We start from the raw sequence: 22,876 nt of genomic DNA on the forward strand, positions 1-22,876 counted from the left end.
TCGCCGCTGGCGCGTCTATGCGCATCCCCGCCACGCTGTTTTTATGCGTCGGCCGGGGCGCTGGCCTGCAGTTCGTGTGGAATCAGCACGTTCAACTCGGCCAGCATGGCGTGCATGCGGGCCACGATCTGGCGCGCACTGTCGAGGTCGGGCTGCTTGCGCATCTGCTCCAGCGCCAGGCACAGTTCGCCGAACTGCATGGCGCCAACGGCGCGCGCCGAGGACTTGATGCGGTGGCCCAGCTCGCCCAGCTGCGGCAGGTCGGCGCGCGCCAGGGCGGCGTCGATCTCGGCCATGCCGTCGCCGGCGGCCTGCAGGAACAGCATGGCGAACTTGCGCATCTTGTCGGGCCGGTGGCCAAAGGTCTGGGCCAGGGCGGCAGTGTCGAACATCTCGCAGGGCGCCGCCGTGGCCGGGCCGGCGGCGGGCGGGCGCGGCGCGGCGGCCGGAGACGGGATAGGGGCAGCCGGCGGCGCCGGCACCGTGGCCGGCGCCGCCGGGACCGGCCACGGAGCGGACGCGCCCGCCCTGGCCACAAAGCCCCGGTCGCCGCGGCGCCGCCCGCGCATGCAGCGCGCCAGCAGCGACAGCAGCGCGTTGGGCGCGATCGGCTTGGTCACGAATTCGTCCATGCCCGCCTCCAGGCAGCGCGCGTGGTCCTCGCTCCCGGCATTGGCGGTCATGGCGATCACCAGGGTATCGGCCGTGGCGGAACAGGCGCGGATCAGGCGGGTGGCCTCGTAGCCATCCATCACCGGCATCTGCACGTCCATCAGCACGCAGTCGAAGCGTTCCTTGAGTAGCAGGTCGATGGCTTCCTTGCCGTTGTTGGCCACGCACACGGTGGCGCCGGCGTCCTCCAGCAGCTCCTGGCCGACCTGCTGGCTGAACACATTGTCCTCCACCAGCAGCACCGAAGCGCCGCGTATCGAATCGAGCAGTTCCGGCTGCACCGGCTCGGCCGTGGCCTGCAGCAGGTTGCAGCTCCTGGCCAGGCGCGCCGTGAACCAGAACACGCTGCCCTCGCCCAGCCGGCTTTCCACGCCCACCCGGCCACCCATCAGCTCCACCAGCTGCTTGCTGATCACCAGCCCCAGCCCGGTGCCGCCGTACTTGCGGGTGGTGGACGGGTCGCCCTGGTGGAAGGACTGGAACAGTTGCTCCATCTGGCCCAGGGTCATGCCTATGCCCTGGTCCTCGACCTCGAAGCGCACCATGGTGTAATCCTCGCCCTCCTCCACCGGCCGCACGCGCACGAACACCTTGCCGTTTTCCGAGAACTTGATGGCGTTGTTGACGAAATTGAGCAGCACCTGCTCCAGCCGCAGCGGATCGCCGCGCAGGGCGTGCTGCATGCCGGGGCCGATCTCGTACACCAGTTCCAGGTTCTTGCGCGCCGCGCTCTCGCCCAGTTGGCTGGAGATATTGTCCAGCAGCGCCTCCAGCGCGAAATCGAGTATCTCCAGCTCCATCTTGCCGGCCTCGATCTTGGAAAAGTCCAGGATGTCGTTGATGATGCCCAGCAGGTGCTGGCCCGAATGGAAGATCTTCTGCAGGTAATCGCGCTGGCGCGCGTCCGCCACCGTCTTCAGGGCCAGGTGCGCCATGCCGATGATGCTGTTCATGGGGGTGCGGATCTCGTGGCTCATATTGGACAGGAAATCGCTCTTGGCGCGGTTGGCGCTGTCGGCCTTTTCCTTCAGCTTGTGCAGCTCGGTCACGTCGGTGGACATGGCGATCACCGCCGTCACCGAATCGTCGATCACCACCGGCACCCGCACCGTCCACAGGTACTGCACCACGCCGTCGCGGCTGGTGTAGCGGCTTTCGGCCGAGCGCTTGACGTTGTCGGCAAACACCGGCCGCTCCTGGGCCCAGGCCGCATCGGCCTCGGCGGCCGGCATCAGCTCGCGGTCCAGGCGGCCGATGATGTCGCGCACCGGCCGCCCCATGGCCTCGGCCATCTTGGCGTTGGCGTAGATGTAGCGCCGGTGCTGGTCCTTCATGTAGACGTGGGCGTCGACATTGTTGAGCACCGTGTCCAGCAGCACGCGCTGCTTGACGGCGCGCCGCCGTGATCCGTACAGCACCAGCAGGTAGTTATACAGCAGCACCGTGCCGCCGGCGCCGGTGACCAGCGCGATCCAGGGGAAATAGCGGTCGAAACCGTTCAGCATGTCGCTGCGGCGGACCCGGAACTGGGCTTTCCACAGGGTGCCGTTGAAGTCCACCGGCAGCACCGACTCCAGGTACTCGCCGCGCTGGCGCGGATCGGCCAGGGTTACCGACAGGGTGCCGTTGTCATTGAACAGCAGCCGGTCATTGTCCTCGATGACCAGGCGGCGCCGTTCCGGGTCGGTGGCGCCGTCCGCGTACAGCACCAGGCGCACCTGGCGCACCGCCATCTCGTCCACCGCGCCCTGCACCAGCCGGGCCACGCTGAAGCCGATACCGACCGACCCCATGTAAGCGGCGCGGCGCTGCGCCACGTCATTCAGCGGCAAGCCGCGCCGGTACACCGGCAGCCGCACGCCCAGTCCGATATGCGGCGCCGGTTGCTGCACCACCACGGGCTGGCCGGAGGCGCTCATCTGGCCGCTGTCGCGGGCAGCGTCCAGGGCGCGGCCGACAGCGGCGTTGGCGGCGATGTCCACCCCCAGCTTGTCGTCCAGCAGTGCGCCCGGCTCCAGGTAGGTCAGCACGGCATAGACAGGACGGCGTCCGGCCGGCTTGATGTCGAAGCGCGGGTAACCCTCCGGACGCAGGCTGCGGTCGGCGCGCACGGCGGCCACGAAGGCGTCGCGTTCGGCGTCGCGCACCAGCGGCGCGTAGCTTACCGCTTCGATGGCCGGATAGTGCTGCGCCAGGTCCAGCCCGGCCACGTACTGGTGGAACTGCAGGCGGCTGACCTGGTCGCTGGTCTGGAACAAGGCCACCAGGCCGCGCGCCACGTCCGAATAGGCCTTGATGCGGGCCGAAATGCTGTACTGTGTACTGCGCGCCACGTTCTCGAAGCGCTGCTCCGCATCCTCCTGCACGGTGCGCTCGGCAGCCGCGTACAGCGCCATGCCGACGCACAGCGCCAGCATGGCGCCCGTGCACCAGATCAGCAGGCGCGAGCTTGCCCGGGGTGTCAGCGAGGAATTTTGCATCACAGCAGCATACTATCAATGCACGGCGGGAACCAGCGGCGCATTGCGGCATACTTGCAACAAAATACAGACGCATGCAATCGTGCGCGTGAGAAAATTGTTTTCCGATAATCTTTTCTGCTGGGATACGTTTTAATGTTCCTGATAGCTAAAATATAAGGTTGCAACGCCCCCAGGCGGCCGTTTTTTGACTAGTATTAGAGCCTGCGACAGCAAACCATCCAACCCCACAACTGCCGTGCAGATCCCTAAAGTCCTGTTGGTCAACGACGATCCCGCCAGCCTGTACGCCCTGGAGAGCTTGCTGCTGGAGGCGCCGCAGCGCGACCAGTATGACCTGGTGACGGCTGCCTCCGGCCAGGAGGCGCTGCGCCAGGTGCTGCTGCTCGAGTTCGCCGTGATCCTGCTGGACGTGAGCATGCCGGGCATGAACGGTTTCGAGACGGCCGAAGCCATCCATTCGCACCCGCGCTCGGCCGCCACCCCCATCATTTTCATCACAGCCCATTACGCCGACGAGCTGAACCGGCTCAAGGCCTACCAGAAGGGCGCGGCCGACTATCTGTTTACGCCCGTCATCCCGCAAATCCTGCAGGCCAAGGTGGCCGTGTTCGTGGAAATGAAACGCAAGAACATGGAGTTGCGGCGCCAGAGCGAGGAACTGGCGCGGCTCAACCAGGATTTGCGCGTCCAGCGCCTGCAGGACCTGGAGCGCATCAACGCCGAACTGCAGCTGGAGGTGCGTGAGCGCAAGCTGGCGGAACAGCGGGCCCATGAACTGGCCACCCGCGATCCGCTCACCAACCTGATCAACCGCCGCTCGCTGATACAGCACCTGGAGCACGCGGTGGCCACCTCCGACCGCAGCGGCGCCCCCTTCGCCCTGCTGTTCATGGACCTGAATAAATTCAAGCAGGTCAACGACCAGCACGGCCACGAAACCGGCGACGAGCTGCTGCGCCAGGTGGCGGCGCGCCTGATGGCGTCGGTGCGGGCGGCCGACGTGGTGGCGCGCCTGGGCGGCGACGAATTCGTGGTGCTGATTGAAGGACGCCTTGCGGCCGCCAACGCGGCCAAGGTGGCGCACAAGATAGAACAGGCATGCGCCCTGCCGTTCGACATCAACGGCCAGCGGGTGCGCAGCGGGGCCAGCATCGGCATCGCCCTGTATCCGCAGGACGGCGCCGACGCCCAGGTGCTGATGAAGAACGCCGACACGGCCATGTACCACGCCAAGCAGCAGCACGGGGTCCAGGAGGAGCGCCACATCCAGTTCTTCCACCAGGAGCTCAACCAGCGCGACCGCGAGCGCGAACGGTGGACACGGGAACTGCGCGCCGCGCTGTCCAGCGGCCAACTGGAGCTGCGCTACCAACCGCAGGCAGCGCTGGGCGGCACTCCGCCGGGCGGCGCCCCGACTCAAGGCGCCGCGCAGGAAGGCGCCGCGCTGGCAGGGGCCGCCCTGGCCGGCGCCGAGGCCATCCTGCACTGGCGCCACCCGGAACACGGCCTGATCGCGGCCGACCGCTTCCTGCCCCTGGTGCAGGACCGCGCCCTGCTGGACCGGCTGGACGCCTGGATGATCGCAGCTGTGTGCGCCCAGGCCGCCGCGCTGCGCCAGGCTTTCCCCGGCCTGCCGGCAGCGCGCCTGCCCTGCCTGTGGCTGGACCTGCACGCCGCCCAGTTGCAGGAGGATGTGCTGCGCCAGCTGCTGCCGGTGCTGCTGCGGCACAAGCTGGGCAGCGGCAGCATAGGCCTGGAGCTGGGCGAGGATTTACTGCTGGGCCCGGCCGACGCCGTCAACCCGCTGCTGGCCAGGCTGCACCAGGCCGGGGTGCAGGTGGCCCTGGACCACTTCGGCAGCGCGCGCTCCTCGCTGGCGGCCTGCAAGCGGCTGCGCATCGGCGTGCTGAAGATAGAACCCGGCTTCGTCCACGCCATCGGCAACGACGAGGGCGGCACCGACATGGTGGCGGCCGTGCTGCACCTGGCGCGCGCCCTCAAGATGCGCAGCGTGGCCCTGGGCGTGCACAGCGCCGCCCAGCTGGACGTGCTGCGCCGCCATGGCTGCGATCTGTACCAGGGCGACCTGCTTGGCCCTGCCCTGTCCCCCGCTGCGCTGCAGGAGCTGCTGCGCGCGCAGGCCCAGACTTCCACCTTCCCAGACAACGAGGATACCGTCCATGAACAACATGAGTGATTTGGCCGAAGAGCTGGACATGAAGCTGCTGCTGTCCACCCTGATGGCCCTGAAAAAAGGCGATTTCACGGTGCGCATGCCGTCCGACTGGACCGGCATCTCGGGCAAGATCGCCGACACCCTGAACGACATCATCGAGACCAAGGAAAAAATGGTCGAGGTGGTGACGGAAGTGAGCCAGGTGGTGGGCCGCGAAGGCCGCTTGACCCAGCGCGCCGAAGTGCCCAACATGGCCGGCGGCTGGGCCACCATCATCAGCTCCGTCAACACCCTGATCGACGACCTGGTGCGCCCCACCACCGAGATGGCGCGTGTGATCGGCGCCGTGGCCAAGGGCGACCTGTCGCAGACCATGGCGCTGGAGGTGGACGGCCATCCGCTGAAAGGCCAGTACCTGCGCGCCGCCATGACCGCCAACACCATGGTGGAGCAGCTGTCCTCCTTCTCGTCCGAGGTGACACGGGTGGCGCGCGAGGTGGGTACTGAGGGCAAGCTGGGCGGCCAGGCCCAGGTGAAAGGCGTGGCGGGAACGTGGAAGGACTTGACCGACTCGGTGAACTCCATGGCGGGCAACCTGACCTCGCAGGTGCGCAACATCGCCGAGGTGACCACGGCGGTGGCCAACGGCGACTTGTCCAAGAAAATCACGGTGGACGTGCGCGGCGAGATCCTGCAGCTGAAGGACACCATCAACGTGATGGTGGACCAGCTGCGCTCCTTCGCCTCGGAAGTGACGCGGGTGGCGCGCGAGGTCGGCACCGAGGGCAAGCTGGGCGGCCAGGCTTACGTGCCGGGCGTGGGCGGCACCTGGAAGGACTTGACCGACAACGTGAACTTCATGGCATCCAACCTGACCGGCCAGGTGCGCAACATCGCGGCCGTGACCACGGCCGTGGCCAATGGCGACCTGTCGAAAAAGATCACGGTGGACGTGAAGGGCGAGATCCTGGAACTGAAAAACACCATCAACGTGATGGTGGACCAGCTGTCCTCCTTCGCCTCGGAAGTGACGCGGGTGGCGCGCGAGGTGGGCACCGAGGGCAAGCTGGGCGGACAGGCCCAGGTGAAAGGCGTGGCGGGAACGTGGAAGGACTTGACCGACTCGGTGAACTCCATGGCGGGCAACCTGACCTCGCAGGTGCGCAACATCGCCGAGGTGACCACGGCGGTGGCCAACGGCGACTTGTCCAAGAAGATCACGGTGGACGTGAAGGGTGAAATCCTGGAGCTGAAAAACACCATCAACGTGATGGTGGACCAGCTGAACTCCTTTGCCTCGGAAGTGACGCGGGTGGCGCGCGAGGTGGGCACGGAAGGAAAACTGGGCGGCCAGGCCAATGTGTCCGGCGTGGGCGGCACCTGGAAGGACTTGACCGACAACGTCAACTTCATGGCCTCCAACCTGACCGGCCAGGTGCGCAACATCGCCGACGTGACCACGGCCGTGGCCAACGGCGACCTGTCGAAAAAGATCACGGTGGACGTGAAAGGCGAGATCCTGGAACTGAAAAACACCATCAACGTGATGGTGGACCAGCTGTCCTCGTTCGCCTCGGAAGTGACACGGGTGGCGCGCGAGGTCGGCACCGAGGGCAAGCTGGGCGGCCAGGCTTACGTGCCGGGCGTGGGCGGCACCTGGAAGGACTTGACCGATAACGTGAACTTCATGGCCTCCAACCTGACCGGCCAGGTGCGCAACATCGCGGCCGTGACCACGGCCGTGGCGCGCGGCGACCTGTCGAAAAAGATCACGGTGGACGTGAAGGGCGAGATCCTGGAACTGAAGGACACCATCAACGTGATGGTGGACCAGCTGTCCTCGTTCGCCTCGGAAGTGACGCGGGTGGCGCGCGAAGTGGGTACCGAGGGCAAGCTGGGCGGCCAGGCCAATGTGTCCGGCGTGGCGGGGACCTGGAAGGACTTGACGGAGAACGTCAACCAGCTGGCCGCCAACCTGACCAACCAGGTGCGCGCCATTGCCGAGGTGGCGACCGCCGTGACGCGCGGCGACCTGTCGCGCTCGATCCAGGTGGAAGCGCGCGGCGAGGTGTCCTACCTGAAGGACAACATCAACGAGATGATACGCAACCTGAAGGACACCACGCTGAAGAACGCCCAGCAGGACTGGCTCAAGACCAACCTGGCGCGTTTCACCCGGCTGCTGCAGGGCCAGCGCGACCTGCAGGCCGTGACCAAGCTGATCCTGTCCGAGCTGGCGCCGCTGGTGTCGGCCCACCACGGGGTGTTCTACATGATGGACGCCGGCGACAGCGACGCCCGCCTGCGCATGATCGCCAGCTACGGCTACCGCTCCAGCCGCAAGCTGCCCACCTCCTTCCTGCCCGGCGAGGGCCTGGTGGGCCAGTGCGCGGTGGAGAAGGTGCGCATCTGGCTGACCGACGTGCCGCGCGACTACATCGTGGTCTCGTCCGGACTGGGTGCGGCCCCGCCCACCAACATCGTGGTGCTGCCCATCCTGTTCGAGCAGCAGGTCAAGGCCGTGATCGAGATCGCTTCGCTGGACCGCTTCACGGAAACCCACTTGTCCTTCCTGGACCAGCTGATGGAATCGATAGGCGTGGTGCTCAACACCATCGAGGCCAACAGCCGCACGGAATCGCTGCTGACCCAGTCGCAGTCGCTGGCGCAGGAACTGCAGCAGACCAACCAGGAGCTGGCCGAAAAGGCGCGCCTGCTGTCCGAGCAGAATATCGAGGTGGAGCGCAAGAACCGCGAGGTGGAACAGGCCAAGCTGGCGCTGGAGGAAAAAGCCACCCAGCTGGCGCTGTCGTCCAAGTACAAATCCGAGTTCCTGGCAAACATGTCGCACGAGCTGCGCACGCCGCTGAACTCCCTGTTGATACTGGCCCAGCAGCTGGGCGACAACCCGGAAGGCAACCTGTCGAGCAAGCAGGTGGAGTTCGCCAAGACCATCCACGGCTCCGGCTCCGACCTGCTGACCCTGATCAACGACATCCTGGACCTGTCCAAGATCGAGTCGGGCACGGTCACCCTGGACGTGTCGGAATACCGCTTCCAGAACCTGCGCAACTACGTGGACCGCACCTTCCGCCACATGGCCGAGGCCAAGCACCTGGGCTTCTCGGTGGAGCTGGCGGACGGCCTGCCCACCGCCACCATGACCGACGTGACGCGCTTGCAGCAGGTGCTGAAAAACCTGCTGTCCAACGCCTTCAAGTTCACCACCCATGGCCACGTCTCGCTGCGCATCGGCCTGGTGACCAGCGGCTTCAGCAGCGACCACCCCAACCTGCTGCACGCGGACGCGGTACTGGCATTTGCCGTCAGCGACACCGGCGTCGGCATCGCGGCCGACAAGCTGCAGCTGATCTTCGAAGCCTTCCAGCAGGCCGACGGCTCCACCGCCCGCAAGTATGGCGGCACCGGCCTGGGCCTGTCGATCTCGCGCGAGCTGGCGCGCCTCCTGGGCGGCGAGATCCGGGTCGAATCCGTGGTGGGCAGCGGCTCCACCTTCACCCTGTTCCTGCCCTACAATCGCGCCGGCTTCATCAACTACGACATGGGCCGCGCACCCCAGGTGCGGCTGCCGGTGCAGCCGCCGCAAGTGGTGTACTCGCCGCCGGTGGCGCAGGAAGCGCCCGAGCACACCGTGCTGGCCGATAGCGTGGAGGAACCGGACTACGGCAGCAACGACGACCGCGGCCTGGTCGCGCCGGGCGACCCGTCGGTGCTGATCGTCGAGGACGACGAACGCTACGCCCAGCTGGTGCTGGACTTCGCGCGCGAGAAGAACTTCAAGGGCATCGTCACCAGGCAGGGCGACTGGGCCCTGAGCCTGGCGCGCGACTACCTGCCGTCCGCCATCCTGCTCGACATCGACCTGCCCGACATCGACGGCTTCACGGTGCTGGACCGCCTCAAGCGCGATCCCAGCACGCGCCACATCCCGGTGCACGTGATGTCCAGCCTGCGCGAGCGCGAAAAGGCGCTGCGCCAGGGCGCCATCTCCTACCTGAACAAGCCGGTCAGCCGCGAGGCGCTGCAGGAGGAATTCCTGCGCATCCAGAAGTTCCTGCTGGGCGGCAAACGCAGCCTGCTGGTGGTGGATGACGAGGAAGCCCAGCGCGAAGCCATCATCGCCCTGATCGGCGACGCCGATATCCGCATCGTGGCCGTGGGCACCGGCGAGGAAGCCCTGCAGGTCCTGCGCGAACAGCACTTCGATTGCATGGTGCTGGACCTGACCCTGCCCGACATCAATGGCTTCGACCTGCTCGACACCATAGGCCAGGACACGTCGCTGCGCGACCTGCCCATCGTGATCAACACCGCCACGGAATTGAACCGCAAGGAAGTCGCCAAGCTGAAGCGCTACGCCAAGACCATCGTCATCAAGGACGCGCGCTCGCCCGAGCGGCTGCTGGACGAGACGGCGCTGTTCCTGCACCGTTCCCAGGCCAGCCTGCCGGAGGCGCAGCGCCGCATGCTGGAGGAAATCCACGCCGCCGACGCCGGGCTGGCGGGCCGCAAGGTGCTGATCGTGGACGACGACCTGCGCAACATCTTCGCCCTGTCCTCGCTGCTGGAGCGCCAGCAGATGCTGGTATCGTTCGCCGAGAACGGGCGCGACGGCATCGAGGTGCTGGAGCGCGACCCCACCATCGAGATCGTCCTGATGGACATCATGATGCCGGAAATGGACGGCTATGACACCATGCGCGCGATCCGGCGCATCCCCAAGTTCAAGTCGCTGCCCATCATCACGCTGACGGCCAAGGCCATGAAGGGCGACCGTGACAAGTGCATCGCGGCGGGCGCCTCGGACTACATCACCAAGCCGGTGGACGTGGCCCAGCTGCTGTCGCTGATGCGCGTCTGGCTGCACTGACGCGATGGCGACCCTGATGGCGGCCTTCAAGGCCGCGCTCAAGACCACGCAGGCGGCGGAACTGGCCGAGCTGGAGGCGGCCGCCAATGCGCCGGACGCGGCGCCGGCCCCGGCCTCCGCCCGGTCCGCCGCCGCTGAGGGTAGCCTGCCGTTGGCCGGCGCGCCGCCGCCCACCGTGGAGGAACTGGAACTGGGACTGCTGCTGCAAGCCATCGCCCTGGTGCACGGCTACGACTACCAGGGCTATCTGCGGCCGGCGCTGTGGCGCAAGCTGCATCCGGTGATGGCCCGGCTGGGCGCGCGCAGCGTGTCGGCGCTGCAGGACCTGGTGCTGCACCAGCCTGGCGCCGCCAGCGCCGTGCTGCGCGCCCTGTACGTGGAGCCGGCCAGCATGTTCGACGATCCGCAGGAAGTGTCCATGCTGCGCGTGCTGCTGGGAGCCAGCCTGCGCGGGGCCCCGCTGCCGCGCGTCTGGCTGGCCGACTGCGCCGGGGCGCAGCAGGCCTGGACCACGGCCATCCTGCTGGAACAGGAACAGCTGGGCGCGCGCACGGAAATCTACGCCACCGTGGCCAGCGACGAATTGCTGGCCGAAGCCAGGCAGGCCACGCTGCCCCTGGAGCGCCTGGGCGAATTGCAGGGCAACTACCTGCGCAGCGGCGGCACCGGCAGGCTGCTCGACTACTTCGACGTGGACGGCAACCACGCCGTGCTGCGCCCCGACCTGGCGGCGCGCATCACCTGGGCCCAGTACAACCTGGTGACGGACGCCTCGTTCAACGAATTCCAGCTCATCGTTTGCCGCCGCGCGCTGGCCGACTTCGGGCCGACCTTACGCAGCCGGGTGCTGCGCCTGCTGCACGACAGTCTGGCGCCGTTCGGCGTGCTGGGCCTGGACCGTCCCCTCGACGCGCAGGACGGACTGGCGGACGCTTACCGGCCCGTGCTGGCGCACCAGCCCTGGTACAAGCGCGTCGGCTAGCGCCCGGCTCCGGTGCGCGTGAGCGCGTAAGCACAGCCACGGCAGCGCGGCGCCGTGGCAGCCTGGCGCTGCCGGGAAGCGCCGTGCTGATGAGCGCGGGACGGCAGGTGATGCAAGGCCCTGCGTACCGCAGGGGCCGGGCCGGTCAGGCCACGGCGGCGCTGGGCCGCTGGGCAATGCGGTCGCGCCAGGCCTGCAGGTGCCCGTACCCCTCGGCGCCGGGACGGAACTTCATCAGGCCACGGCCGAACTCCAGCGCGCAAAAGGCCGTGATATCGGCAATGGTGAAGCGGGCGCCGGCCACGTACTCCTGCCCTGCCAGTACACCGTCCAGCCAGCGCGCGGTGTCGCGCAATTTCTGCCCCTGGCTGGCGCCGAAGTCCGCAAATTGCGGCTGCTCCAGCGCCGCCAGCCCGGGATGCGTGTGGCGCACGCAGTTGGCGATGGGGCTGAACAGGTGCAGCTCCACGCGCCGGTCGGCCATCTCGATGAAGGCGCGCTGGTCGGCGTCCTCGCCCATCAGGTTGGGCTGCGGCGCATAGCCCTCCAGCCAGGTGCAGATGGCGCGCGTCTCGCACAGCACGCGCCCGTCACCCAGTACCAGCGCCGGCACCCGGCCGAAGGGATTGAGCGCCAGGTATTCGGGGCTGCGGTGCTGCCCCGCGCCGAGGTCGATCTGCACCTGCTCGATGCCCTGCAGCCCCTTCTCGGCCATGAACATCGCCACCCGGCGCGGGTTGGGCGCGCGCGCCGTGGTGTACAGCTTGACTGGCTTGACCATGTCTGTCTCCCGTATGATGTTGTTTGATGCAGATTATGCCCGCGCATAGTCGCTACAGGGTAGTCGCGCCAGGCGCAGGCACAAAAAAAGAGCCAGCTGCACCGCGAGGTGTAGCTGGCCATAAACGCTCGGAAGCGTGGGGATGTCCGGTTTCCGTCGGCTGTGGCGCCGCCTGGAAGGAATTTGTGCCGGGCTTTAAGGTCCGGCAGCCTGGCGCACGACGGTGGCCGTGCGCTATGGGTGTTACTTTGCCAGCAATCTTGAAGCCCAGGCTTAGGACTTCATTAAAGTAGCTGAACAAGCAAGTGTTGGTGCCGGTGCTTGGGGCGACCGGCCGGCCCGCCGAGCCTCGCTCCGTGAAATCCCGTACCGCTTGGGATACGGCGACCAGCTGGAGCGCGCTGGAATCGGCGTAGCGCATATTAATCGGCCATTGTGACGGCCAAATGACGGTGGAGACCATGCGGACCAGAAGTATTTTTCGTTTAGAAACACTAGTTTCCACACTGGCGGCAGCCATGTTCGCGACCCTGGGCGCCTGTACGCAGATGCCGGACCAGCGCGGCGGCGATGGCGCGACGGCCGCCAGCCAGGCGCCCGCAGGGCAGCCGGATGCAAGGCGGCCGGCCAGCCCGCCATCGGCCGCCAAGCCTGCGCCGCTCCGTCCGGCCAAGCCGGCGCCAGCGACGCCGCCAGCTGGCTCTGCAGCGAGTTCCGCAGCAACTGCCGGAGCCGCTTCCGGCACGGCGGCTAGCGGCGCTGCCGCGCCGGCGAGGCTGGCGCCCTTGCGCATCGACAGCAAGCGCTCCCTGATCGCGGTCACGGTGCGGCGCGGCGGGCTGCTGGCGCGGCTGGGCCACGATCACGTGGTGGCCAGCCGCCACATCGAGGGCAGCGTGGCGGCCGACCGCAACAGCGCCGAGTTCCAGTTCCGCCTGGACCAGATGACGGTGGACGAGGCCGAACTGCGCACCGCCGCCGGGCTGGACAAGCAGCCCGACGCCGAGGCCATCGAAGGCACCCGCCGCAACATGCTCACCAAGGTGCTGGATGCGGAGCGCTATCCGCTGGTGAAGGTGCGCGCGCAGCGCGGCGCTTCGGCAGGCGCGCCCATGCAGGTGGCGATCACGTTGCACGGCGTGACGCGCGTCATGACGATACCCGTTCAGCTGGCCGACGGCGCGAACGCCATCACGGCCAGCGGCACGGTCAACCTGAAGCAGACCGACTTCGGCATCACGCCGTTCAGCCTGTTCGGCGGCGCGCTGGCGGTGCAGGACCAGCTAGAGCTGCGCTTCACGCTGGCCGCTGCGCCATGACGGCCAGCAGGTTGTCGAGACGGCTCTCGTCGCAGCTGAGGGCGATGCCGCCCTCGAACACGGGCGCGGTCAGCCTGGTCAGCACCGAGCCGCTGGGCATTTCGACCGCCAGCCGCGCACCGCGTTCCCAGGCATGGCGCGCGGTATCGTGCCACAGCACCTGGCGCGCCATGTTCAGGGCCAGGTCGCTGGCGATGCGCCCGGCGTCGAACAGGGCGCGCGCGGCGCTGCTGCTGATATAGGCCAGCCTGGGCCGCGACAGCGGAACGGCGGCGAATGCCTGCTCCATCCGCCGGGCCTGTTCGTCAAGCAGCGGGCAGTGCGAAGGCACGCTGACCGCCAGCCGTTCCGCGCGCTGTGCGCCGTGTTGCAGCGCCAATTCGCCAGCAGCGGCCAGCGCCGCATCGGCGCCGGACAGCACCAGTTGGCGCGGCGCGTTCAGGTTGGCCAGGTAGACCGGGCTGGCGCGGCTGTGGACTTGGGCGATCAGCGGCTCCAGCTGCAGCCGCTCCAGGCCCGTGATGGCGCACATGCCATAGCCGCCTGGATACGCCTCCTCCATCAGCCGCCCGCGCAGCGCCACCAGCCGCACGGCATCCTCGAATTCCAGCACGCCAGCGGTGACGGCGGCAGGATATGCGCCTATCGACAGCCCCGCCACCATGGATGGCTGCGCGCCATGTGCGGCCAGCACCCGCGCCATCGCCACCCCCGCGATCAGCAGGCAAAGCTGCACCGCGAAGGTGGAGCGCAATGCCTGCGCGCTATCGAGCGCCAGCGGATCGGTGCATGCGCCGGCCGCGCCATCGGCTACGCTGCCGCCCTGCGTGCTGCGGCCGCTGCGGACCGCCGCATCCAGCGCGCTGGCCGCCTGGTCCAGGGTGCGGCGCGTTTCGGCGTGGCAGGGCAAGGCGTGCAGCATGCCAGGCCGCTGCGCGCCCTGCCCGGGGAAGGTGTACAGCACGCTCATGGGCCCTGCCAGGGATCGCGGCACAGCAGCGGTCCGCCGCCAGTCTTGACCAGCACGCGCGCGGGGCTGCGCAGCCATTCGGACAGGGCGAACGCGCCATGGCCGGTGTCGACCTGGATATCGACCCGGCATCCGGCGGCGCCGTACAAGGCCGCCAGCTGCTCGCGGCGGCCGCCATCCAGCGGCGCCGGAGCACGCACCAGCAGGTCCAGGTCGCTGTCCGGACGCAGCACCGTCAGCCCGGTGGCGAGCTGGAAGCCCACGCCGCCGGTCGGTCCCCATGCCAGGCCGGTGGCGTCCAGCAGCGGCGCCAGCCGGCACAAGGCCTGCAGCGCGGCCAGCGGCGGTTCCAGCGGCAAGGTGCGCAGGCTGCGCGCCAGCATTTCCGGCGTCACGCAGCGCGCCACCGCACGGCGCTGCACATAGCCCTTGCAGCGCTGGCTGCGCGTGGTCCCGCGTGCGCCCACCGGCAGGCGGCCATCCGCCATGGCCTCGCGCCGCACCACCACCGGCGCGCGCATGAACCATTCCGCGTCCAGCCAATCGGGCCACTCATCGGCAGGGCGAAAGCGGTCCGCCACGGTCAGCCACAGCAAGTCGTGCGGACGGAAATCGGCGGCGCCCATGACTCAGCCCACCAGCGCCCGGGTGGCGAAGAACAGCAGCGACGGCCCGAGCAGGCAGCCCAGCCCGGTGTGGAAAGTCGCCACCAGCGCGCCATATGGCACCAGCTTGCGGTCGGTCGCGGCCAGCCCGGCAGACACACCGCTCACCGTACCCGCCAGCCCGCCGAACACCATGGCCGAACGCGGCGTGCGCAGTCCCAGGAAGCGCGCCGCCATCGGCGTGCCCACCATCACCATGATGGCTTTCACCAGCCCGGTGGTGATGCTGAGGGCCATCAACTCGGAACTGGCGCCGATGGCCGCGCCGGTTACCGGCCCGACGATATAGGTTACCGCGCCAGCGCCTATGGTGGTCATGCTGACCGCGTCGCGGTAGCCAAACGCGTAAGCCACGCTGGCGCCCACGATAAACGGCAGCACGGTCCCCAGCAGCAGCGCCGCCACGCCGATCAAACCGGCCTTGCGGGCCTCGGTGGCCTGCACCTCGAAGGCCGTGGCGACGATGGCGAAATCGCGCAGCATGGCGCCGCCCATCAAGCCGATGCCGCTGAACAGCGACATATCGGCCAGGCCTTTCTGGCCGCCGGTCTGGGTGCCGCCCCACCAGGCCAGCGCCAGGCCGATCAGGATGGCGATGGCCGAGCCATGCACCCGCCCCATGGTCAGGTGGCGCGACAGTTTCATGGAGACGTACATCACCAGCCCGACCACGGCGAATGCCGTCACCAAGCCGTTGTGCAGCACGGTTTTTTCCAGTAGTTCTATCATGATCGTCTCCTCAGGCGCTGCGGACGACAGCGGCAGGCTGTTCGGCCGGGCGCTCGCTGCGGTTGATCAGCGCGATGCAGCAGGCGCAGGCCGCCACGGTGGCGAAGGCGGCCAGCAAGGCCACCGGACCACCGCGCAGCGCCGCCAGCACGTTCTGCTGGGCCGCCATGGCCACCACCACCGGGATGTACAACGCCCCCCAGAAAGTCACGCCCATTTCGGTGGTTTCGGGCAGCCAGCCACGCTTGTGCAGGTAGAGCCGCGCGCAGATCAGCAAGATCATCGCGATGCCGACCCCGCCGACATTGGTTTTCACACCTATCATCGCCCCCAGCAAGTCACCGAGGAAGATGCCGAGCAAATGGCATAGCGCCAGCAAAGCCGTTCCGTAAATAATCATGATATGTCTCCGTTGTTATAGCTTGTTGATATGTGGGTCCGCTCTGACGGCGGCTCACCACTGGGCTTGCAGCAACTCCCTTACCTTGCGCGACGCCTGCCGGTGTTCCCCTTCCAGCCGCCCCGCCAGATCCGTCCCGCCGGCCGCGATATCGGCCAGCGCTTCATGCAGCGCGGCGCGTACCTGCGCCACGTCGTGTTCCGCCGCCGCGTCGGCATCCTCGGGCCGCAGCACCTTCCACACCAGCCCGAGCGAGGCGAAGCTGCGGATGTCGTAGGCCATCGGCGGCACGCTGGCGGCCAGCGCCTCCAGCGACGCCACCGAGCGCAAGGTGATGCGCGCGGCCGAGGCCTTGCCCATGGCGTGCACCATCACCTTGGGGTCGTCGAAGGCGATCAGGCGGTTGGCCTGGTAGCCGTGCGCCAGGAAGGCGCCGGACATGGCCAGCCCCACCACCAGCCCGATCACCGGATGGCCGGCCAGCCGCGCCTGGGCATAGGCGCCCGCCGCGCCGGCCAGCGCCTGGTGGATGCCGTAGGCTTCCTCGCGGCGTCCGTAGGCCTGGCTCGCCACATCGATCACCGCCACGATGGGACGCTTGACGTCCGCCCCATGGTCGGCCGCGATGACCTCCTGCACCGCCTGCGCCACCTGCCACGCTTCCACCAGTCCGACCTCGCCGGCGCGGGCGCGGGGGAAGCGGTTGCCCGGATCGGGGACCACGGCAATGTAGCGCGCCGGCTGGCCCGCCAATGGGGCGTCGCAGACCTGCACCGCAGGCCAGTCATGCGCCAGCGCGGCGCCGCCGGTCAGGCGCGACAGCCACAGGGCGCCGCGCGATGGGGTAGTGGTCTCGGCCATCACAATTCTCCTTGGGTGTATATCGCGCGCACGTCCTGCGGCGCGGGCTGGATGCCGGCGTCCACCCTGGCCAGGGCATCCAGGTAGTGCTGGTACTGCTCGCTGCGGTGGCGTGCGGGCAGGCCGGCCCTGAACAGTGCCGCCACGGCGGCGCGGATCTGCGCCGTGTCATCTTCGGCATAGGCGTCGGCCAGACCGGTTGCGCAGCGCTGCTCGCCGCCGGTCAGGCCCCAGATCAGCGGCCGGTTGCGCGAGTCGAATTCGGCCACGCCGGCTTCCTGCTCGATCACCTGCGGGCCATTCAGGCCGAGGCGCGCCTCGCGCGTCAGCACCAGGTAGGAGCACAGCCCGGCCGCGATCGACATGCCGCCGTAGCAGCCCACCGTGCCCGCGCTGACGCCGATCACGGGGCGGTAGCGGCGCAGGTCCACGATGGCGGCCTGGATCTCGGCTATGGCCGCCAGTCCCAGGTTGGCTTCCTGCAGGCGCACGCCGCCGGTCTCGAACACGATTACGGCCTGGGTGGCGATGCCCTTGCGGTTGTCCTGCGCCGCCAGTTCCAGCGCGCCGGCAATCTTGGCGCCGCCCACCTCGCCCATGCTGCCGCCCTGGAACGCGCCTTCGATGGCCAGCACCACCGTCGGCTGGCCGTCCAGCGCGCCCTTGGCCACCACCACGCCGTCGTCCGATTGCGTGACCAGCTTCTGCATGGCCAGCCAGGGCGAGGTGACGCGGTCGAACGGCCCCGCCAGCTCGCGGAAGCTGCCGGGGTCCAGCAGGGCTTGGGCGCGGCTGCGCGCGCCGCGTTCGATGAAGCTGTCGCGCGCCAGCAAGTGTTCGATACTCATGGCTGCCCCGCTTCTTCAAATGCCTGCTCCAGGCGCATGCGCACCACGCCAGGGGTGGCGCCGTTGTCGTTGATCTCGATGCTGGCGGCCGGCAGGCCACCGCTGCCCAGCACCCGCTGCAGCAGCGCGCCCCAGGTGGCGGCGTAGCCATCCACTGATGTCTGCACCGCCACCGTGGTGGTGCCGGGCTGGCCCGGTTCCAGCAGAACTTCCAGGTCGCCGGAGCTGACCACGCCGGTCACCGTCCGGCCGGCAGCGGGCTGCCCGGCCGCGAATTCATAATGCAGTCGTTCCATGACTGGTCTCCAAGTGAGGTTGTTCCAGGCGGTCCAGCAACAGCGCCGCCGCCAGCAGGTCGGCCGCGCCGCCGGGCGAGACGCCCAGCGCCAGCATGTGCTGCTCCAGACCGTGCAGCGCGGCCTTGCCTGCCGCCGTGGCGGCGCCGCCCGCCAACAGCACGCCGCGCGCGCCTTGCTGGCAAGCCACCAGCGCCGCCGGACCGCCGCGCGCCAGCAAACAGGTGTCGTCCAGGCCGGCGATGACCGCCAGCAGCGCATTCAGCTGGGCCGCGTATTCCGCATCGCCGCGTGCGCGCGACTGCCGCAGCATGGGCAGGGCGACTCCGGTCACGTGCGGAAAGCCCAGCTGCGCCTGCGCCCGCGCGCCGCCCACGTGATACCTCTTGCGCGCCAGCTCGCCCTTGTTCCCGCTGCTGGCTGGCGCCCCGGCGTCAGGCAGCCGCGCCAGCGCCCCGGCGCGCTCCGCCACGGCGTGCGCGTGGCTCGGGGCGGCGCTGGCTCCCCTGGCTCCCCTGGCCCGCAGGCCGCAGTGCCGCGCCCGGGGGTGGGCGTCCACGGCCTGGCCGCGCTGCGCAGCCGCCGTCACCAGCAATCCCAGCGCCCAGATCGCGCCGCGATGGGTATTGACACCGCCGGTAGCCGCCATCATGGCGCGCTCGGCCTCGCGGCCTATGGCGCCTATGCGTGCCCGCAGCGCATGCTGGTTCAACGCTTCCTGGCCAGCCAGCGCCATGTCGCGGAAGTACGGCCTTAGCGTCTGCGCTGAATGGCACATGAGCAGCCAGTTCAGGTCCGTATGGGCGCCGCTGCCGCGCATGTCCACCAGCCCGGGCTTGGGCGTCAGCATGGCTTCGTCCACCAGGGCGGACACCGCCAGGTCGGCCAGCCGCCCGGCCAGCGTCTCGTGGCGGGTGCCATGTTGCACATCGGGTATGGGCAAGGCGGCCATCACCAGCTCCTGAATTTGGCGGGCGGCGCATACAGGCCGCCGGACCAGTCGACCAGTTCGCCTATGCTCTTGGCCGCCAGCAGCGAGCGGCTGGCCTGGCCGCGCTGCACGCCGATGTCCTCGGGCAGCGCGATCAAGCCCTGCTTGCGCATGCTGGCCGTCCGGGCCGGGTCGTGGCGCAGGCCGATGGGCGTCACGCCCGCCACTGCCGCCAGCATGGCCTTGCGCTCCTCCAGCGAACGCGCCTTGTACAGGTAGGCGATGCCTTCCTCGGTCAGCACATGGGTGACGTCGTCGCCGTAGATCATGACCGGCGCCAGCGGCATGCCGCAAGCCTTGCCCACCTCGACCGCGTCCAGCGATTCCACGATGGTGGGCTGGCTGCCGTCCTGGAAAGTCTCCACCATCTGCACCACCAGCTTTTTGCCGCGCGCCAGCGGGTCCTCGGTTTCCACCAGGTCCAGCCAGGCCGGCGTGGGATGCCGGCGTCCGCGCGGGTCGTGGCCCATGTTGGGGGCGCCGCCGAAGCCGGTCAGGCGGCCATGGGTGACGGTGGACGAGTTGCCCTCGCCATCCATCTGCAGGGTGGCGCCGATGAACAGGTCGACCGCATACTGGCCCGCCAGCTGCGACATGCAGCGGTTGGAGCGCATGGAACCGTCGCGTCCCGTGAAGAACACGTCCGGCCGCGCCGCCGTATAGGCCTCCATGCCCAGTTCCGCGCCGAAGCAGTGCACGCTCTCGACCCATCCGCTTTCGATGGCCGGGATCAGGGTCGGGTGCGGATTGAGCGCCCAGTGGCGGCATATCTTGCCCTTCAGGCCCAGCTGCTCGCCGTAGGTCGGCAAGATCAGCTCGATGGCGGCCGTGTTGAAGCCTATGCCATGGTTGAGCGACTGCACCTGGTGCCGCTCGTAGACCCCGCGGATGGCCATCATCGCCATCAGCACGTGGACCGGCTTGACCAGGCGCGGATCGCGCGTAAACAGCGGCTCGATGTAGAAAGGCTTGTCGGCCTGCACCACGAAGTCGATCCAGGAACCGGGGATGTCCACCCGCGGCAAATCCTTGGGATCGTCCACGATCTGGTTGACCTGGGCGATCACGATACCGTCGCGAAAGGCGGCCGCCTCGACCAGCGCCGGGGTGTCCTCGGTGCTGGGACCGGTGTACAGGTTGCCCTGGCGGTCGGCCGTGTAGCCCGCCACCAGCACCACATTGGGCGACAGGTCCACGTACAGCCGCGCATACAGTTCGATATAGGTGTGGATGGCGCCCATCTCCAGCGAGCCATCCTGCAGGAATTGCGAGATGCGCAAGCTCTGCGCCCCGGCATACGCGAAATCGAGCTTGCGCGCGATGCCGCGCTCGAACAGGTCGAGGTGCTCGGGCAGGCTGACGCTGGGCATGATCAGGTGCAACTGGTTGACCCGCCCGGGATCGACCTGCACCAGCGAGCGGGCCAGGAAATCGGCCTGCTTCTGATTGTTACCTTCCAATACGACGCGGTCGCCGCTGGCGACCAGCAGTTCCAGCGCTTCCACGATGCGGTCGCTGCGCAGCACGGGGCCGTCGGCCAGGTGCCGCACCAGCGCCAGGCGCCGCTGCCGCTCCTGGCGCCGCGTGTCCCAGCGGCGCGGCCCGGCGTTTTCATGTTCTGCCATGGTGTCTCCTACAAAGGTGCAGTGTCAACCAGCATAGGAAGACGGCACGCCCGCTTCAATCAACCCGGCGCTACAATGTTTACTCCCAGGTTAACGATGGCCAGCCATGATAGACGAAGAAATTACGCTCAAGAAACTAGAAGTCTTCCTGGCCTTCATGCGCCACGGCAGCCTGGCGCGGGTCTCGGAAGAATTGCAGCAAAGCACCGTCAGCGTGCACCGCGCCCTGCACTCGCTGGAACAGGGCCTGCGCTGCCCGCTGTTCCGGCGCGAGGGCCGCAACCTGAGTCCCACCCCGGCCGCCTATGCCTTTGCCAAGCACGCCCAGCGCGCCGTCACCGAATGCGAGGACGGGATACGCAAGGTACGCGAAATCGCCGGCTTCAACAGCGCGCGCATCCGGCTGGGGTCGCTGTATTCGCTGACCCTGCGCTGCGTGCCGCAGCTGATGATAGGCGTCAAGCTGCGCCGGCCCGAAGTGCAGATGGACCTGACCCTGGGCTCCAACCACGAATTGCTGCGCAGCCTGGAGGACGGCCGGCTGGACGCCGTGGTGATCGGCCTGCAGGCGCCCCTGGACGACCCGCAGCTGGTGGCGGTGCCGCTGTTCGAGGACGAGGTGCGGCTGGCGGCACCCGCCAACTCGCCCTACGCGGGACGCAGCCACGTCGATTTGAAGGAGTTGCGGCATGAGCCTTTCATCACGCTGGGCGACGGTTTCGTGACCTCGGACAGCTACGGCCACGCTTTCCGACAGGCCGGCTTCGTGCCCGATTCCACGCTACGGGTGGGCGACATTTTCTCGCTGATCAACCTGGTGGGGGGCGGCATGGGCTACAGCGTGCTGCCCAACCGCGTGGCCGAGTTCAGCAACCGCATCGAGCTGATCCCGCTGGACGCCCGCTACTCTTCGCACCAGACCATCACCCTGTTGTTGCCGCGCGCCCGCGAACGCGATCCCAACCTGCTGGCCCTGGCGGCGGAGTGCCGCATGTATGGCAAGAAGGAATAAAAAAAACGCCCGCAGCCATCCCGGCGCGGGCGCGAAGTTTCAAATCGGGAGAGACTTGAAAGAGCAGGACCATTATGCGGCGCCAGCGTGACGCCCTGATGACAGTTTCGTGACGATTCGTTGACAGCCTGCGCCATCAGCGTCTATCCTGATGCTACGAAGGAGAAACCTGCATGCACGAGATGCCGCCGCCCGAGCTATCAGATATCCTGATGCGCGACGTAGTCATGAGCGAAAACGGCATCGCCGTTCTGGATCCGCACAACCTCTTCCTGTTCCACAACACCACCTTTGCCCAGATGTTCGGCTTCGAGGGCCAGTCCATGGTCGGCCTCAGCCTGGACCACATGATGGAACAGGCTCACACCCATCATCGCGGCCCCCGCATCAACGCCCCCACCCTGCAAGCCTGGCTGGACCACGTGCACGCGCGCCAGCGCTCCGCGCCGCACCGCACCTTCGAGGTGGACCTGCATGGAGGCCGCTGGATACTGGTCAGCGAGCAGGTGCACGCTGGCGGCGAACTCATCATGCTGTGCACCGACATCACGCGCCAGAAGCGCGCCGAGCTGGACCTGGTCAAGGCCCACGCCGACCTGCAGCGCCTGGCCCATACGGACGAGCTGACCGGCCTGCCCAACCGCCGCCATTTCCTGCAGCAGCTGGACGTGGAAATGGAGCGCGCGCGCCGCTACCGCCATCCGCTATGCCTGGCCATGCTGGACCTGGACCACTTCAAGCGCGTCAACGACCAGTTCGGCCATCCGGCCGGCGACGAGGTGCTGCGCCACTTCTCGCGCTTTTTGCGCCTGCACCTGCGCACGCCGGACGTGATCGGCCGCCTGGGCGGCGAGGAATTTGCCGTCATGCTGCCCGAGACCACGCTGCCGGACGCCCTGTTCGTGCTCAGCCGCATGGTCGAGCAGCTCAACCATGAAACCGTGGGCGCGGTCGCCCCCAACTTCCACTACAGTTTTTCGGGCGGGGTGGCCAGCGCGCCCAACGACGGCTTCTCCACCTCCTGCAAATGGCTGCTGGCCAGCGCCGACGAGGCCCTGTACGTGGCCAAGAGCCGCGGCCGGCACCAGATCGTGTCCTACCAGGCCGGCGCCGCCCTGTCCCATTGACCATTGACCATTGACCATTAAGGCCTCACAGCCCGGCCGCGCCGGAGC

At 68.1% G+C, this 22,876-nt stretch carries 17 protein-coding genes; 6 read left to right on the forward strand and 11 right to left on the reverse strand.

Features of this window, described 5'->3' with window-relative positions; genetic code table 11:
* Positions 1–41: 41 nt before the first annotated feature.
* Positions 42–3,152, reverse strand: a complete 3,111-nt coding sequence (locus tag ACLB1G_RS03210) for a CHASE domain-containing protein (protein ID WP_491625739.1) — start codon at positions 3,150–3,152, stop codon at positions 42–44.
* Positions 3,153–3,390: 238 nt separating this feature from the next.
* On the opposite strand from ACLB1G_RS03210, the gene ACLB1G_RS03215 reads away from it, so the two are divergent.
* From ACLB1G_RS03215 to ACLB1G_RS03225, 3 genes are read left to right on the forward strand one after another with little or no spacing between them, the layout of a single operon-like run.
* Positions 3,391–5,352, forward strand: a complete 1,962-nt coding sequence (locus ACLB1G_RS03215; protein ID WP_491625740.1) for a putative bifunctional diguanylate cyclase/phosphodiesterase — start codon at positions 3,391–3,393, stop codon at positions 5,350–5,352.
* A complete protein-coding gene (locus ACLB1G_RS03220; protein ID WP_491625741.1) occupies positions 5,336–10,222 on the forward strand; it encodes a HAMP domain-containing protein in 4,887 nt (1,628 codons plus the stop codon). Before ACLB1G_RS03215 ends, ACLB1G_RS03220 begins: the two co-directional genes overlap by 17 nt.
* Before the next feature lie 4 nt (positions 10,223–10,226).
* Positions 10,227–11,204, forward strand: a complete 978-nt coding sequence (locus tag ACLB1G_RS03225) for a CheR family methyltransferase (RefSeq protein WP_491625742.1) — start codon at positions 10,227–10,229, stop codon at positions 11,202–11,204.
* 145 nt (positions 11,205–11,349) lie between these two features.
* Here ACLB1G_RS03225 and ACLB1G_RS03230 read toward each other — a convergent pair whose 3' ends face one another.
* The gene (locus ACLB1G_RS03230) at positions 11,350–11,985 is read right to left on the reverse strand and encodes a glutathione S-transferase family protein (protein ID WP_491625743.1); all 636 of its coding nucleotides are present in this window, start codon (positions 11,983–11,985) and stop codon (positions 11,350–11,352) included.
* Between the two features lie 518 nt (positions 11,986–12,503).
* Between ACLB1G_RS03230 and ACLB1G_RS03235 the strand changes: the two genes are divergently transcribed.
* Positions 12,504–13,304, forward strand: coding sequence for a YceI family protein (locus tag ACLB1G_RS03235; protein WP_491625744.1), 801 nt, complete (start codon positions 12,504–12,506; stop codon positions 13,302–13,304).
* Here the strand turns inward: ACLB1G_RS03235 and ACLB1G_RS03240 are convergent.
* From ACLB1G_RS03240 to mdcA, 9 genes are read right to left on the reverse strand one after another with little or no spacing between them, the layout of a single operon-like run.
* Positions 13,282–14,274 carry a malonate decarboxylase subunit epsilon gene (locus ACLB1G_RS03240; protein ID WP_491625745.1) on the reverse strand — a complete coding sequence of 331 codons (993 nt, stop codon included), beginning with the start codon at positions 14,272–14,274 and terminating at the stop codon, positions 13,282–13,284. The two genes, ACLB1G_RS03235 and ACLB1G_RS03240, sit on opposite strands and share 23 nt — an antisense overlap.
* Positions 14,271–14,900: a malonate decarboxylase holo-ACP synthase gene (locus ACLB1G_RS03245; protein WP_491625746.1), complete on the reverse strand. Its 630-nt coding sequence runs from the start codon at positions 14,898–14,900 to the stop codon at positions 14,271–14,273. Before ACLB1G_RS03245 ends, ACLB1G_RS03240 begins: the two co-directional genes overlap by 4 nt.
* Positions 14,901–14,903: 3 nt before the next feature.
* Complete coding sequence (madM, locus tag ACLB1G_RS03250; RefSeq protein WP_491625747.1) at positions 14,904–15,668, reverse strand: malonate transporter subunit MadM; 765 nt, start codon at positions 15,666–15,668, stop codon at positions 14,904–14,906.
* Between the two features lie 10 nt (positions 15,669–15,678).
* Positions 15,679–16,068: a malonate transporter subunit MadL gene (gene madL / locus ACLB1G_RS03255; RefSeq protein ID WP_491625748.1), complete on the reverse strand. Its 390-nt coding sequence runs from the start codon at positions 16,066–16,068 to the stop codon at positions 15,679–15,681.
* Positions 16,069–16,122: 54 nt separating this feature from the next.
* On the reverse strand, positions 16,123–16,929 hold the full coding sequence (gene mdcE, locus ACLB1G_RS03260; protein ID WP_491625749.1) for a biotin-independent malonate decarboxylase subunit gamma: 807 nt from the start codon (positions 16,927–16,929) through the stop codon (positions 16,123–16,125).
* A complete protein-coding gene (locus ACLB1G_RS03265) occupies positions 16,929–17,777 on the reverse strand; it encodes a biotin-independent malonate decarboxylase subunit beta (RefSeq protein WP_491625750.1) in 849 nt (282 codons plus the stop codon). The genes mdcE and ACLB1G_RS03265 overlap by 1 nt, the downstream gene beginning before the upstream one ends.
* Positions 17,774–18,073: a malonate decarboxylase subunit delta gene (locus ACLB1G_RS03270; RefSeq protein ID WP_491625751.1), complete on the reverse strand. Its 300-nt coding sequence runs from the start codon at positions 18,071–18,073 to the stop codon at positions 17,774–17,776. Before ACLB1G_RS03270 ends, ACLB1G_RS03265 begins: the two co-directional genes overlap by 4 nt.
* Positions 18,054–19,025, reverse strand: coding sequence for a triphosphoribosyl-dephospho-CoA synthase (locus ACLB1G_RS03275; protein WP_491625752.1), 972 nt, complete (start codon positions 19,023–19,025; stop codon positions 18,054–18,056). The genes ACLB1G_RS03270 and ACLB1G_RS03275 overlap by 20 nt, the downstream gene beginning before the upstream one ends.
* Positions 19,025–20,689 carry a malonate decarboxylase subunit alpha gene (gene mdcA / locus ACLB1G_RS03280; protein WP_491625753.1) on the reverse strand — a complete coding sequence of 555 codons (1,665 nt, stop codon included), beginning with the start codon at positions 20,687–20,689 and terminating at the stop codon, positions 19,025–19,027. Before mdcA ends, ACLB1G_RS03275 begins: the two co-directional genes overlap by 1 nt.
* 106 nt (positions 20,690–20,795) lie before the next feature.
* Here mdcA and ACLB1G_RS03285 point away from each other — a divergent pair, with 106 nt between their 5' ends.
* Both ACLB1G_RS03285 and ACLB1G_RS03290 read left to right on the forward strand, forming a co-directional pair.
* Positions 20,796–21,701, forward strand: a complete 906-nt coding sequence (locus tag ACLB1G_RS03285; protein ID WP_491625754.1) for a LysR family transcriptional regulator — start codon at positions 20,796–20,798, stop codon at positions 21,699–21,701.
* 173 nt (positions 21,702–21,874) lie between these two features.
* The gene (locus ACLB1G_RS03290) at positions 21,875–22,828 is read left to right on the forward strand and encodes a GGDEF domain-containing protein (RefSeq protein ID WP_491625755.1); all 954 of its coding nucleotides are present in this window, start codon (positions 21,875–21,877) and stop codon (positions 22,826–22,828) included.
* Positions 22,829–22,876 lie beyond the last annotated feature (48 nt).

The organism is Duganella kummerowiae, assembly GCF_053572355.1.